Annotated in this window: 10 protein-coding genes; 1 reads left to right on the top strand and 9 read right to left on the bottom strand. The window is 71.5% G+C overall.

Translation table 11 applies throughout. From position 1 onward, the window contains the following. Positions 1-94 precede the first annotated feature (94 nt). From BKH28_RS07385 to BKH28_RS07365, 5 genes are all read right to left on the bottom strand, one after another. Complete coding sequence (locus tag BKH28_RS07385) at positions 95-1033, bottom strand: ABC transporter permease subunit (RefSeq protein ID WP_081380083.1); 939 nt, start codon at positions 1031-1033, stop codon at positions 95-97. 207 nt (positions 1034-1240) lie between these two features. Further along, the gene (locus BKH28_RS07380; protein WP_075418193.1) at positions 1241-5908 is read right to left on the bottom strand and encodes a DUF3418 domain-containing protein; all 4668 of its coding nucleotides are present in this window, start codon (positions 5906-5908) and stop codon (positions 1241-1243) included. An 87-nt stretch (positions 5909-5995) separates the two neighbouring features. Beyond that, complete coding sequence (locus BKH28_RS07375) at positions 5996-6817, bottom strand: alpha/beta hydrolase family protein (RefSeq protein ID WP_075418192.1); 822 nt, start codon at positions 6815-6817, stop codon at positions 5996-5998. Between the two features lie 305 nt (positions 6818-7122). Further along, positions 7123-8034, bottom strand: a complete 912-nt coding sequence (locus tag BKH28_RS07370; protein WP_178388847.1) for a copper homeostasis protein CutC — start codon at positions 8032-8034, stop codon at positions 7123-7125. Positions 8035-8100: 66 nt separating this feature from the next. Continuing rightward, complete coding sequence (locus BKH28_RS07365; protein WP_075418191.1) at positions 8101-9015, bottom strand: cation diffusion facilitator family transporter; 915 nt, start codon at positions 9013-9015, stop codon at positions 8101-8103. A 227-nt stretch (positions 9016-9242) separates the two neighbouring features. On the opposite strand from BKH28_RS07365, the gene BKH28_RS07360 reads away from it, so the two are divergent. Next, the gene (locus BKH28_RS07360; RefSeq protein WP_075418212.1) at positions 9243-10022 is read left to right on the top strand and encodes a trimeric intracellular cation channel family protein; all 780 of its coding nucleotides are present in this window, start codon (positions 9243-9245) and stop codon (positions 10020-10022) included. A gap of 25 nt (positions 10023-10047) precedes the next feature. Here BKH28_RS07360 and BKH28_RS07355 read toward each other — a convergent pair whose 3' ends face one another. The 4 genes from BKH28_RS07355 to BKH28_RS07340 all read right to left on the bottom strand — a co-directional run bounded on the left by BKH28_RS07355 (position 10048) and on the right by BKH28_RS07340 (position 13895). Beyond that, positions 10048-10365 (bottom strand): protoporphyrinogen oxidase, encoded by a 318-nt coding sequence (locus BKH28_RS07355; protein WP_075418190.1) that lies wholly within the window; start codon positions 10363-10365, stop codon positions 10048-10050. Between the two features lie 157 nt (positions 10366-10522). Further along, positions 10523-10858, bottom strand: a complete 336-nt coding sequence (locus BKH28_RS07350; protein WP_075418189.1) for a hypothetical protein — start codon at positions 10856-10858, stop codon at positions 10523-10525. 244 nt (positions 10859-11102) lie between these two features. Next, entirely contained in the window at positions 11103-12347 is a 1245-nt protein-coding gene (locus tag BKH28_RS07345) for an App1 family protein (protein ID WP_075418188.1), read from the bottom strand. A gap of 189 nt (positions 12348-12536) precedes the next feature. Next, on the bottom strand, positions 12537-13895 hold the full coding sequence (locus tag BKH28_RS07340) for a glycosyltransferase 87 family protein (protein WP_081380081.1): 1359 nt from the start codon (positions 13893-13895) through the stop codon (positions 12537-12539). Positions 13896-13916 lie beyond the last annotated feature (21 nt).

Genomic DNA, 13916 nt, shown 5'->3' with positions numbered 1-13916 from the left:
AGCATGGATGTCGTCGGCCCCCGCACCTCAGTGGTGCGGGGGCCGACTGTGTGGAACCGGAGAAAGGGTCTGATGGGGCGCGTGAGCCGGTGGCTCAGGCGTCGCGGCGGGTGAAGATGACTCCGGCGATCACCAGCGGGACGATGGTCCAGGCTGCGAAGACGGCGATCGCCTGCCAGTGCTGGAGGAAGGTGGTGGTCCCGGCCTGTCCCCACTGGTGGGCCAGGCTGAAGGGGTCGGACACGGCGGTGGACAGGGTGTTCGGCAGGAGCCCCAGGACCTTGGTCGCCCACTGCCAGCGGCCGGCCATGAGCCCGAAGGGAATGGGGACGACGAACAGCAGTGAGACCACCACGGTGATGGCGCCCGCCGTCGAGCGAGTGAGGTAGCCGAGCCCCATGGCCATGAGCGCGATGACCGCGAAGGACAACCCCGTGCCCCAGAACAGCCCCAGGTAGTGGGCATCGGAGAGGGAACCGGCGTGGCCCTTCATGAACGGGTGGGAGATCGCGTAGGACAGCGCCACGCAGAGGACCCCGAGGACGAAGGAGAAGCCCGATACGACGAGCGCCTTCGCCGCGAAGAGGCGGCCGCGGCGAGGAACGGCCATCATCGAGGAGCGGATCTGCCCCGAGGCGTACTCACCGGTGACCACCAGGGCCCCCAGGACGGCGACGACGATCATGCCCATCACCGAGCCCGAGGCGATCATGGTCTTGGCCTCCTCGGCCCGATCGGGGGAGCCGGCGTAGCCCATGGCCATGCCCGCACCGAACAGGACAGTGATGACGATCGTGATGGCCGACGTGACCCAGGTGGAGGTCAGGGTGCGCAGCTTGATCCACTCGGCGCGCACCGCACCGATGAAGGACTGCCGACCGGCCACGCGGGGCCGACTCGGCCAGATGGCGGCCTCCAGGGCCCGCTGCTGCCCGGCGTGGGACGACTGGGAGGCGGGGGCGGCCTTCTTCAGGGCCTCGAAACGGTTGACGCCCATGGCTGGGCCGGTTGCGGCGTCGATGGTGGTGGTCATGGTGCGTCAGTCCTCGGGATACTCGTGGCCTTCGTTCTTCCTGAATGACTCCAGGCTAGGAGCGCCGGGCCCCGGTGAGATCGTCCCGGTGGGTGAACGCAGCAGGGGTGGTCTCCTCCCCCTGAGGGAGGAGGGGTCGTCTGCGGGGATGACGAGTCATCCCTCGGCCCCCGGGGCCTGGTGCCTCCGAGGAGAGGGGCGGGTCGGTCAGGTGATCTGGGCGCAGAGCTTGGTGATGCGCTGGAGGCTCACCTTGCGGCTCGTGCCCAGTGTCTGGGCGAACAGGCTCACCCTCAGCTCCTCCACCATCCAGCGGGCCTCTTCCAGGAGGGCCTCGCGCTGGGGGTCGGCCGGCAGCGAGGCAGCCTTGGTGCGGGCCTTGTCCACCACCTCCTGGGCCTGGGAGACCTGGAAGGCCAGGGCCGCGTCCTGGGAGGCGGCCGACGGCGATGAGGCCGCCTTCTCCACCCGCATCGCCAGGGCCCGCAGGTAGCGCTCCAGATGCGCCAGATGCTCCGGCGCAGTGGCGGTGATGAAACCGTCCGGAACCAGGGCGGCCGCATGCTCGCGCACCTCCTGGAGCGTGCCCAGCAGGGTCAGGGAGGTGTGCTCACCCACCACGCGGTCCACCTCCCGGGCCGCCTTGAGCGCCGCGGCCGCGTGTCGGGCCACCCGGTAGACCTCATCCTCGAGCTCATCGCGCATGACGTCGGCCAGTGAGGCGAAGACCTCCTGTCTGCGCACCTCGGCCAGTGGGCAGCCGGAGGCCGACGCCGCCCAGCGCCCGGCCACGATTCGAGCGGCGGCCGCCTGCACGTCCTCCACCAGCGCCTCGGTGCTCCGGTAGGGACTGGCCGCCAGGATGAGCGACTCCTGGGCGCTCCACCGGCTCGTCACCCGGGCCGGGGCCAGTGCTGTGCGCGCCAGGGCCAGCGCCGTGACCCCGGCGCCGTGGGCACTCACCTGGGCGGCGGCGTCGGGCAGGATCCTCAAGTCCGCGCTCCTGGCGGAGGCCGCCACCAGTGCCGGGTAACCGCGCACCACCAGGCCCGCCCGGCCCGCCGACTCCACCGAGGCCGGGATCGTCGAGGCGTCCGGGTCGCCCAGGCCCGGCACGCCACGGGGCCAGTCGGTCAGGCCCTGGCGCTCCTCCAGGCCGGCGCCGGCCCCGGAGGCCCCTGCGACCCCCGCGGTCACGGCGGCGCCGTCGGGATGCTGGGTGGCAGCCGGACGCCCGCCCTTCCCCTTGCGCCCCTTGCGGCCGGACCTTCCGCCCTGTGCGCCCTGGCGCTCCTGGGCCTCTGCCATCGCTTGGGCCAGTGCGCCGCGCACCGCCGAGCGCACAGCGGCCTCCGTCTTGCCCGACAACCGCTGCTGGAGCGAGACCAGGTCCCGGCTGCGGCCGATGACCCGGCCCCGGGCATCCAGGGCGGCGAAAGCCATCGCCAGGTGATCCGGCAGCCGCTCGGCGGCCTCGGCCCAGTCCGCCTCCGTGATCTCCACGCCCTTGAGCCGGAGCACCACCCGGCTGAAGGCATCCTCGAAGGGCACCTCCGGGCAGCTCGCACCCGGCGGCGTCGGGAACTCCTGCGCGATCTGCGCCCACACCTGGGCGCCCACGTCCGGGGCCGGCACCAGCTGGCGGCGCACTCGCTTGGGCAGCGCCCGGATCGTGGCCACGCACAGCTCGGCCCGCATCCCCGGCACCAGCCAGTCGAAGCCCTCCGGGGTCAGACGCCCCAGCACCTCCACCGGCACCTGGACACTGACCCCGTCCTCGGGGTGACCCGGCTCGAACACGTAGTCCAGGCCCAGGGTCAGGTCTCCCTGCACCCACGTGTCCGGGAAGCCGCTCGCGTCACCCCCACCGGGCAGCAGCAGCTCACGGGTGAAGTCCAGCAGGTCCGGGGCGGCGCGCCGCTGCTCCTTCCACCAGGCGTCGAAGGCCGCCGCGGAGGTCACCTCCTCGGGGACGCGGTCGTCGTAGAAGTCGAACAGGGCGGCGTCGTCGGCCAGCAGGCCGTGCTCGCGCCGACGCCGCTCCACGTCCTGAAGCTCCTCGATGAGGGCCCGGTTGCGCTCCACGAAGCCGTGGCGGGCGTGCCAGCCGCCCTCCACCAGGCCCGAGCGGATGAACATCTCCCGGGCCACCTGGCGGGCCGAGTCCGTCCCCACGCTCGCCAGCGTCGCCGGTCGGTCCGCCACCAGTGTCATCCCGTAGAGCAGCACCTTCTCGTGGACCATGGCCGCCCCCTGGCGGGTCGACCAGTAGGGCTCACCGAAGACGTGGCGGGTCAGACCCGCCCGGTCCGCCACCTGCTCGATCCACCGGGAGTCCACCTTGGCCACCGTGCGGGCGAAGAGCCGGGAGGTCTCCACCAGCTCGGCGGTCATCACCCAGTCGTAGGTCTTGCGGCGCAGACCCGAGCCCGGCCAGATCGTGAAGCGCGTCCCGCGCGCGCCGGCGTACTCCCGACGACGCTCGTCCCAGTTACCCACATTGGACAGCAGCCCCACCAGCAGCGAGCGGTGGATCGCGTCGGCGTCTGGCGTGTCCGCGCTGCGCCCCAGGGCCACGACGGCGGCCGCCACGCCCCCGTTGGCGATCTGGGCGGCGTGGCTGCCCGGCTCCAGGGCCTCGGTGGCCGCCCGTATCGAACGGGCCGTCGGCAGCTCCACCGGGGCGGCATCCAGGCCCAGCGGGCGGGTCAGCTGGCGCAGCTGGGCGTGGACGTCCTGCCACTCGCGCACCCGCAGGTAGTGCAGGAACTCGGCGCGGCACATGCGCCGGAAGGCCGAGCCGGACAGCTCGCGGCTCTGCGTGCGCAGGTAGCGCCACAGGTTGAGGTAGGTCAGGAAGTCACTCGTGGGGTCCGCGAAGCGCCGGTGCAGGGCGTCGGAGGCCTCCTGCTTGTCCGCCGGGCGCTCGCGCACGTCCTGGATGGACAGGGCCGCCACGATGACCATGACCTCCCCGACGCAGCCCAGCTCACCGGCCTCCAGGAGCATGCGCCCCAGGCGCGGGTCGATGGGCAGGCGCGCCAGGCGCCGCCCGATCTCCGTCAGGCGCGGTCCCCGGCGGCCCCGGTCGGGGGCGTCGCCGGACCGGGCGGAGGCGGCCCCGGCCGGCTCGATGGCGCCGATCTCCGTGAGCAGCTGCAGGCCGGAGCGGACCTGGCGGGAGTCCGGGGCGTCCAGGAAGGGGAAGTCCTCCACCGCCCCCAGCCCCAGGGCCGCCATCTGCAGAATGACGCTGGCCAGCGAGGTGCGCAGGATCTCCGGCTCGGTGTACTCCGGGCGCGCCTCGAAGTCGGCCTGCGAGTACAGGCGGATGGCGATGCCGTCGGCCACGCGCCCGCAGCGGCCCGCCCGCTGGTTGGCGCTGGCCCGGCTGACCGGCTCGATCGGCAGGCGCTGGACCTTGGTGCGATTGGAGTAGCGGGAGATGCGCGCCAGGCCCGGGTCGATGACGTAGCGGATCCCGGGAACCGTCAGGGAGGTCTCGGCCACATTCGTGGCCAGGACGATGCGGCGCACCTGGTGGGCCTCGAAGACCCGGTGCTGCTCGGCGGCGCTCAGGCGCGAGTACAGGGGCACGACCTCGATGGCGCCCGGCGTGCGCGAGCGGCCGTCGGGCGTGTAGCGCGCCCCCAGGTGGTCGATGAGGGCCGCCTCGGTGTCGCGGATGTCGCGCTCACCGGCCAGGAAGATGAGGATGTCGCCGCTGGGCTCGCCCAGGAGCTCGTCGACGGTGTCGAGGATGCCGGTCACCTGGTCCCTGGGCTCACTGGACTCGGCGGCCGCGGAGCCGGCCCGGCCCTTGCCGCGTACCCCCTGGTTGCGGGGCTCGAGCGACGTGGAGCCGGCACCGGAGCGGATGGCCTCACGGCGGGCCCGGGCCGCGGCGCGCACCTTCGGGTCGGGCGAGGTCAGGGCCTCCAGCTCGGCCTCGCTCAGCTCGCCGGGTCCTGCCGGGCCGGGCCTGGAACCGGCGGCGGGCCCGGCCGCCTCGCCGCCGGTGTCGTCGGAGGCGGCCGGGGCGTCGTCGGGAGCCAGGGGACGGTAGCGCACCTCAACGGGGTAGGTGCGTCCGGAGACCTCGATGACCGGGGCGGGAACGGTGAAGGGCCGCCCCCGGTCGCCGATCTGCTCGCGGCCGAAGTGCTCGGCGAAGCGCTCGGAGTCGATGGTGGCCGAGGTGATGATGACCTTGAGGTCGGGGCGCTGGGGCAGCAGGCGCGCCAGGTAGCCCAGGATGAAGTCGATGTTGAGGCTGCGCTCGTGGGCCTCGTCCACGATGATCGTGTCGTAGCGGCGCAGCTGGGGGTCGGACTGGATCTCCGCCAGCAGAATGCCGTCGGTCATGAGCTTGACCAGGGTGTTCTCGCCGACCTCCTCGGTGAAGCGCACCTGGTAGCCGACGACGCCGCCCGGCCCGATCGGGGTGCCCAGCTCGGAGGCGATGCGCTCGGCCACGCTGCGCGCGGCGATGCGCCGCGGCTGGGTGTGACCAATCATCCCGGTCACGCCCCGCCCCAGCTCCAGGCAGATCTTGGGCAGCTGGGTGGTCTTGCCGCTGCCGGTCTCGCCGGCGACGATGACGACCTGGTGCTCGGCGATGGCGGTGGCGATCTCCTCGCGGCGGGCGGAGACCGGCAGCTCCTCGGGGTAGACGATCGCCGGGACGGCGGCGGCGCGGGCGGCGAGCTGCTCGGGGGAGTAACCCTTCCAGGTGCTGCGACGCCGTCCTCCGGCCCGGCCCGGGCGCCGGCCCCGACGATTGCGGTCATGCGAGGCGCGCCGGCCCTGCTGGTTGTTGTGCCGGTCGGCCTGATCGCCGCTGTGACCCTGGTTGCGGTCCTCGCCCTGTTCCATAGGTGACCCATTGTCCCCTATGCGCGCGTCGTCGCCTCTCTCAGGTCGCTGACAGCGGAGGGGCGCAGCGGTCACGGCCCCTGATTCTCAGCGCAGGCGGCGCTGGGCCCACTCCAGGCTCAGGCGGGCGACCTCCTCCTGAGCCTGGTCCAGGGTCTCGGCGTGGACGTGGACCATCTGGCTGGAGTCGGGCAGCAGCGGGAAGCCCTTGGCGGTTGCCTCAGCGGTGTCGGGCAGCTCGTTGGACAGCACCCCGTGCACCATGAGCACCGGCCAGGGCAGGTCCGCCAGGGTGCGCTGCGGATCCTGCATGGAGAAGTCGGCCAACGTCTCCTTGGACAGGACGTTCCAGTCACGTGAGTTGGGATTGTCATCCACGAGGCGCGTCAGCCCGTGCTGGGCGAGCTCATCGAGCTGCTCGGGGGAGAAGATCTCCTCCCACAGAATCGACTGCGGCCCCACGATGGCGCCTACGAGCACCGCCGTGCGCACCTGCTCGGGCCGGGCCAGGAGAGCCGCCGTCGCCCCGAAACCGTTGGCGTGGATCATCTGCCGGGTGAAGCCCAGGCCGGCCAGCCAGCTGGAGGCCGCCCGCAGGTCCTCCGCCTCCCCGGCCAGCGTGATGACGTCGTCGTCGGACTCGCCCAGGCCGGAGAAGTCCAGGTTGAGCGTGGCCAGACCCGCCTCGCGGTAGCGGGCACCGATCCAGTCCAGGCGCCCGCCCTGACCATGACGGTCGGTGAGGAAGTCATGCGCCAGCAGGACCACTCCCTCAGGTCGTGCCTGCGGGGGTTCGGCGTCCTCCGACGTCGTGGAAACCTCCAGATCGATGGGGGCGGCTCCGGCGGGCAGCTGGAGGGTGCCGGCCAGGGTGATCCCGCGGGGGGTATCGATACGGACGTCGTTCATGGGGTCAACCTAAGACAGAAAATAGGGGTGAGCATGGGGGATGTGTAGGTAGTTGTCCCGATTGCGCTTCCAGCGTGATGGAAGCGTCGAGACCGCCGGACGCCGTGAGGTCTGTGGATATCTACGAACCGTGAGGATTCTCCGACAACGGGCGGAACCCGGACCGGAGCAATGCGACGAGGGGGACATGCGGGCGGGTGGGGGGCGACTGAGGCCGGGTGGACGCCCCGAATCGAATGGGGCACGCACCCGGCCTCAGCGTCGCCGTCGGGCGGGTGAGGGCAGGAGGGGGAGCCGCCGGCGAGCTACTCGGGAAGCGGCACCGCGCGGACCGTCTCGACGGCGCGGCGCACCAGGGCCTCATCGGTGCGCTGGGGCTCGTCAGGGCTCAGCCCCTCGCGGGGGCAGCGCATGTGGACCTCGCGCACACCCGTGGACTCCACCAGGTCGACCAGGCCGTCGGGGCGCACGGCCCCGGCCGCGACCACGGTCGGTCCACCACTGGCCACCAGCCCGGCGATCACCGAGGCGCCGGCGGCCGCGGTCTGGGCCGCCCCGCTGGTCAGGACGTAGCGCACGCCGAGTCCCTCGAGGTCCCCGTAGGCCTCGACGGTGTCGCGACAGTGGTCGAAGGCCCGGTGGAAGGTGACCGGGGCGCCGTTGGACATGTCGACCAGCAGTCGCACGAGGCCGCGGTCGACGGTGCCGTCGTCGGTCAGGGCGCCGACGACGAAGCCCAGGTCCACGGCCGGCGGCAGCGTTGCGCGCCCCCCGCCGGTGGCCTGGGGTCGGGTGAACTCGGCCATCTCCAGGGCGAGAGAGGCGATCCGCCGCACGTCGGCGATCATGGCCCGGCCCTCATCGGGGTTGTAGACGAAGGACCCGCCTCGGGGGCGGATGAGGATCCGCAGGCCGAAGGGGGCGGCGGCCTCGGGCTTGTCCGCCCAGTGGGCGCCGGCCTGGGCGCGGCGCTGCTCGACCTGCTCGGCGGCGGCGAAGATCGCGGCCTCGATGGTGCCGATCGAGGGAGTGGTGCCGGCGGCGGTGAGGTTCGCACCCAGCTCGGCCCGGTCGGCCCCGGCGCGGGCGGAGATCCTCACACCCTCAACGTCCTCGACGCAGGTCTCCAGGACGACGTGGTCCGGCCGGCGCCAACTGGGGGTGGGGGCGGTGATTGCGTGCTGGCGCAGCGACGGTGCTGAGCCGGTGAGCCTCATTGCATTCATGAGGCTGAGTCTGACATGTCGGGACGTTGATGAAAACCGAGTTGACGTCAGATGTCCTCAGATATCCTCGAGGTCCTCGTAGGACTTGGGATCCTCGATGGGCTCCAGGTGCGCCGAGATACGCAGGCTGGTGTCGGCCTCGATGAGCTCGTCGATGACCTGCTCGGTGAAGTCGTGCCCCTTCTTGACGCTCCAGGCCGCCGGAACCAGCACGTGCAGCTCCATGAACCGCCGGTTGCCGGCCTCGCGCACCCGCACCGCGTGGAAGTCGATCATGCCCGTCTGACGGTGGCGCGCCAGAACCTCCTCAACATTGCGAAGCACCTCGATGGACGGGGCGATATCCATGAGGCCGCCCACCGAGTCGCGGATGAGCGTGAATCCGGTCCACATGATGTTGAGCCCGGCCCCCAGGGCGACGACGGCGTCGAGCACGGCCGAGTCGAAGACGGCCACCAGCGCCACCCCGACCAGGACCGCGGCGGAGGTGACGACGTCGGTCGCCAGGTGCTTGGCATCGGCCACCAGGGTCATGGAGCGCTCGCGGCGCCCGGCCCGGTAGAGCACCCACGCCACCGCGCCGTTGAGGAGCGAGGCGATGACCGAGACCGCCAGCCCCACCCCCAGCTGCTCGGGCATCTGCGGGTCAATGAGGCGCCCGACGGCGGAGATGATGATGAAGGCGGCGGCCACGAAGATCATGACGCCCTCGACGACGGCCGAGAAGTACTCGGCCTTGGAGTGCCCGAACTGGTGGTCGGCGTCGGCGGGCTTGGCCGCGATCCTCAGCACGATGAGGGCGACGACGGCGGCGACGAGATTGACCACGGACTCCGCGGCGTCGGAGAGCAGACCCACCGAGCCGGTCAGCCAGGCCGCGCCGCCCTTGACCGCGATCGTGACGAGAGCGGCAGCGATGGACAGCCACGCGTAGCGGCTCAGGTCCTTAGGGGGCGAGTAGCGGGAGGACACGCCCCGATCATCGCGTGGGCCGGTACGCCCTGACCACCTGAGGTTTCGTATCGCCGCAACGCATGATCCGCGGCGGTGGGGTGCCGTACCCTCGCTCCGCAGTGGGCTAAGGTGCCTGATAACAGCGGGCTGCCAGGCCGACACCGGGGTTGACGGCGGGACGCAGCCATGACATGAGCGAAAGGCGGGCAAGCGGGGTGCTGGACGTCTCTTCCCTCACGCTTCACATGCCGGCGTCCCTCACCGACACCTTCCGGCTGCTGGACCTGTGCGGGGTCCTGCTCAACGGGATCCTGGGCGGGCTCATCGCCCGGCGCAAGAACTTCGATCTCGTGGGCTTCATCGTCCTGGCCATGCTCACGGCCACTGCCGGCGGCATCCTGCGCGACGTCATGATCCAGGCCGGTCCGCCCTTCGCCCTGACCGACCCCTACTACCTCTACACCGCCTGCCTGGGGGCGACGGTGGCCTGGTTCGTGCCGCTGACCTCGCGTCCCACCCGGCGTCTGCTCGTGGTGGCCGACGCCGTCATCCTGGGCTGCTGGGCCGCCACCGGGGCCTCGAAGGCCCTCACTCACGGGCTCGGAGTCATGCCGGCGCTCCTGCTGGGCTGCCTCACGGCGATCGGCGGCTCCATGATCCGCGATGTCGCGGTGGGGGAGACCCCGGCCGTCTTCGGCGGCAACAAGCTCTACGCGATCCCGGCGCTCATCGCCGCCGGCACCCAGGTCGTGGCCGTCAAGGCGGGGGTGGCCGACGCGCACGCCATGCTCGTGTCCACCGTGGTCGGCGCGGGCCTGTGCGTACTCGCCTACTGGCGCTCCTGGCAGCTGCCGGTCATCTCCGACAGGGAGCGGCGCCGGGCCGGGCGGCGCGACGTGACCGGCGCGCTGGTCGGCTGGCGCCGGGCGCTCATGATGGGGCCGCTCAAGGCCCCCTCCTGGCGCGGCCGCGGTGAGCGGGCGACGCAGGGGAGCGCCTCCTCGGAGCGGCCCGAGCAGGGCTAGGGGCCGTCTGCGGTCTCAGTCGACCTCAGGAGTTCTCACTGACCGGCCGCACGCTGGCCTGACCGGCGTCGACGGGCTGGGACTGGCCGTTGCCCTTGGCCGACGGCGCCCCGAAGAGCCTCTCCTTGACGGCGTCGGCGACCTTCTCGGTGACGGCCTCGCCCTGGGCGCGCACGGCCTGCTTGACGTGGCTGGAGGCGGCGTCGACCCGGGTGCGCACGAAGGGCCGCTCAGCGACCCTCGAGGCGGCGGTCTTGATGCGCTCGTACTGGGCGCGCCCCGCGCGGGTCCCGAGCACGTATCCCGCGCCGAGTCCGAGGATGAAGGGGATCTTGCCGGCCATATCGTCTCCTGAGCTTGAGGGAAGCACTGCTTGGTGCGCCATCACCATACCGGTCGTGGGTCGGGGTGACTGGCGTGAAGGGGCGCTGGTGGCCGCTTGATCGCCCACAGCGTCACATGTGGAGGCGCTGCGGACGCGCGACGGTTCTCCCCTGGGATCACACGGTCTTCTCCGAGGAGTCGCCGGTGGGGGGAATCGAACCCGTTGTGGGGTCCTGGGTGCTGGTGCCGTGGGTGCTCGGTTGGGAGCTGACCAGTCCGTCCGGTGTGACGGTGGTGATGTAGGAGCGTCCGCCCAGGATCACGCCGAGCGCCACCAGCAGTCCGGTGCCCATGAGGGTTGCCACCTGCAGCACGTTGAGGTCGGCCAGGATCGCATGGCGGCGCAGTGACGCGGCGGCTGAGGGGGCCGAGCTCTTGCGGGCCGTCAAGGAGTCCTCAGAGAGGCTCGTGGAGTCTGTTGAGTCCGTGGAGTTCATGGAGAAGGGGGACATGTGCTTCCTCCTGTTCGATGGGGATGGGAACGGGGACGTCCGCCCCGGTGAACCCAGGTAACTGCTGGGGCCTGTTGGGCTCGTAGGGTCGGCCTGTGGTGTCCCTGTGAAGAGAGGGGGTTACCCGCTGAGCCGCATGCTGCCGGGGATCGACGCAGGTGGAGGGGCCTGCGTGAGACATGCCGCATGGAGGGGAGTCGGCCGAGAATCGCCATCGCCCTCGGTGGTGGTCGCCGTGAGGCCGTCAACGGCGTGGCGATGCCTCCAGCAGCTCGCGGGGCAGGAGCCGGGCCAGCTCGTAGCCGTCGGTGCCCACGACGACGGGCACGTCGGCCTCGGCCAGGGTCCGGGCCTCGGGGCCGATGCCCATGGGGTGCGCGGTCAGCCCTCCGGCGAGCACCTGCTGGGTGGCGGTCAGGCGGCGGATGGCGACGGCGGCGATCCGGTCGGCGTGGTGACGGGCGGCCTCGCCGTAGATGTGCGGGTCGTGCTGGCCGTCGTCGCCGAAGAGGATCCAGGTGATCTGAGGCAGGTCGATCATGAGCCGGCGCAGCTCGGTGCGCTTGTGCTCGATGCCCGAGCGGAACCAGCCGGTGTTGGTCGGCCCCCAGTCGGTCATGAGTGCGGGCCCCGAGGGGAAGCCGTGGCGGGCGAAGAAGGAGCGCAGGGTGGGCACCACGTTCCATGCGCCGGTGGACAGGTACATCATCGGGGTGCCCGGGTGGGCCGCCTGGATGCGCGAGTAGAGCTCGGCCATCCCGGGGACCGGTTCGCGCGCCGAGGAGTACTTGACGAGCTGGTTCCAGGCGGCCACGAGCACGCGGGGGACGTGCGTGACCATGGCGGTGTCGTCGATGTCGGAGATGATGCCCAGGCGCGGCCCCTCGGGGATGATGAGGACCTTGGCGGCGACCGCATGCGCCCCCATCGCCTCGATCCTGGCCTCGTGCCAGCCGGGCTCCAGGCCGTGATCGCGTACGACGACGTCGATGTAGCCGCTGCGGTCGGCCCGGGTGCGCACACTGGCGCGGCCCACGTGGACCGTCACAGGCAGGAAGGCCACCGGCACCTCAATGAACAGGTGCCAGCCGCGCTGAGCATCGCTCAGCCCGGTCATGGCGAAGTTGCGGGCCTGGGCGGCGCTGATGGGAAGAGCGGCGGGCAGGGAGCGGAACAGCGGCCCCTCGGCCGGGGCGTCCTGGGGACGCATCACCATGCGGGCCAGGACCCGCGCCATGGGGGCGGGCTGAGGGGAGTCGGAGGTGGCGCCGCGGGACGATGAGGCGGGGCTCCTGTGGGTTCCAGTCCCGATGCGCTGGGCCTCCTTGACCTGGCGCTGCGGCGCCGTCGGGTCCGGCTGAGCCGGTGCGCTGGTGCCGTAGCCGTCGTAGGGAATGACGCGGGGACGCCAGCCCTGACGCTTGAGGACGGGGACGGTGTCGCGATGGAACTGGTCCTCGACGGCGCGGGCGATGTCGGAGAGGGGCACCCCTGGATCCTAGACGACGGGCCGATTTCACGGGGCCGATGTGAAGGCCTTCTGGGTCGGTGGGGGCGGCGATCCTGAGCGACGGAGCCCGCCCCGTGACCGGGCCGGCCTCGTGCGTTCGTCGGATGGTTCGCGCGTTGTACCCCGCCCCCTTGAACGGGCGACCCCAGGTACGACCGCAACCGCCTCTTAGTGGCGCAAAGCCTTCAGGCGCCGGCCGCTCGCCCACCACAGGACGGCTCCGCAGCCCAGTGCCCACCAGGTGTAGCTCGAGCCGACGGCCTTGGCCCAGGTGGGCCAGTTCTGCTCCACATGGTTCTGCTCGGGGAACCACCACTGCATCGCCAGGACGAAGACGAGGACTCCGGCGGCACCGGCGACGCCGAGCGCGGTCGAGCCCCAGCGCCAGGTCGCCGCCGCGACCGACATGAGCGCGGGCAGGCACCACACCCAGTGGTGCGACCAGGAGATGGGGGAGATGAGCAGACCGAGCACCATGACCACGCTGACCTGAAGGGACAGAACCAGGCCGTCGTCCTGCCCGACACCGCCGGCCGGGGCGTCGACTCCCCGCAACCGGTCCAGCCGGCGGCACAGGAACCAGGCCGCCGCCACGGCGAGCAGGGAGCAGGCCGCCCAGGTGAGGTTCCAGGCGGACTCCGGCAGTCCCCGGGCGATCGCGCCCTTGAGGTTCTGATTACCCGAGTAGTCGGCGAAACCGGCGCGTCCCGGATCCCACATGGCTGAGGTGAAGAACTCCCATGACTCAGCGGGGGCCGCCAGGCCGGCCAGAAGCGTCAGCCCGACGGCGCTGCCCGCCATGGTGGCCGCCGCCCTCCACTCCCGACGCACCAGGAGCACCAGGATCGCGACCGCCGGCGTCAGCTTGATCGCCGCGGCCAGGCCGCTGAGGGCTCCGCGCCAGCGCGAGTGCTCGGGGACCAGGAACAGGTCAACGGCCACCAGCGCCATGAGAATGGCGTTGACCTGTGCGTACTCCATGGTCTTGGGGAAGGGCTCCAGCGCGATCACCCCGATGAGTGCCAGCCACGGTGTCAGGGAGTGCGCCATCCAGGGCTCGACTCCCAGCCGCCGGAGAACCGCGTTGGTGGTCACGGCGGCGCACAGCGGCGTGGCCACCATGAGCACCACGGTGGCCGACTGGTACGACATCCAGGTCAGGGGCGTGAACACCCAGGCCGCCAGGGGCGTGTAGGTGAAGGGCCACAGGTGCTGAGGCGGGTTGGCGTACCAGCTGTAGAGGTCCCCGCCGTCGAGCCACTGACGGACGCCCTCGTAATAGACGAAGGAGTCCAGCTTGAAGAGCCACTGGCCAGTGTCATCCACCAGGGACCAGTAGGCGGGTATCAGGAGAGCCAGCCACCCCAGAATAGTGACGAAGGGCGCTGGCGTGACGGCGCCCGCGGCTGCGATCAGCCGCGGGGTCCTGGTGGCGGATGTCCCGCCCCGACGGTCCGGATGGTCCGCGGGGCCAGTGTCCGACTGGGAGGGAAGCGGGGCGTTTTGTGGATTTCCTGCGATGGGCATCGTGCTGAGTGTAGAAGAGCC

The sequence above is a fragment of the Actinomyces oris genome (assembly GCF_001937665.1).
GTDB classification, from domain to species: Bacteria; Actinomycetota; Actinomycetes; order Actinomycetales; family Actinomycetaceae; genus Actinomyces; species Actinomyces stomatis.
Note: the sequence above shows the minus strand (reverse complement) of the source record. Positions and strands in the feature narration are given on the sequence as shown.

What these genes read in the sequence shown, in the direction of transcription:
- BKH28_RS07385 (WP_081380083.1), bottom strand. Translation starts at nt 1,033, where the DNA reads ATGACCACCACCATCGACGCCGCAACCGGCCCAGCCATGGGCGTCAAC.
- BKH28_RS07380 (WP_075418193.1), bottom strand. Translation starts at nt 5,908, where the DNA reads ATGGAACAGGGCGAGGACCGCAACCAGGGTCACAGCGGCGATCAGGCC.
- BKH28_RS07375 (WP_075418192.1), bottom strand. Translation starts at nt 6,817, where the DNA reads ATGAACGACGTCCGTATCGATACCCCCCGCGGGATCACCCTGGCCGGC.
- BKH28_RS07370 (WP_178388847.1), bottom strand. Translation starts at nt 8,034, where the DNA reads ATGAGGCTCACCGGCTCAGCACCGTCGCTGCGCCAGCACGCAATCACC.
- BKH28_RS07360 (WP_075418212.1), top strand. Translation starts at nt 9,243, where the DNA reads ATGCCGGCGTCCCTCACCGACACCTTCCGGCTGCTGGACCTGTGCGGG.
- BKH28_RS07355 (WP_075418190.1), bottom strand. Translation starts at nt 10,365, where the DNA reads ATGGCCGGCAAGATCCCCTTCATCCTCGGACTCGGCGCGGGATACGTG.
- BKH28_RS07350 (WP_075418189.1), bottom strand. Translation starts at nt 10,858, where the DNA reads ATGTCCCCCTTCTCCATGAACTCCACGGACTCAACAGACTCCACGAGC.
- BKH28_RS07340 (WP_081380081.1), bottom strand. Translation starts at nt 13,895, where the DNA reads ATGCCCATCGCAGGAAATCCACAAAACGCCCCGCTTCCCTCCCAGTCG.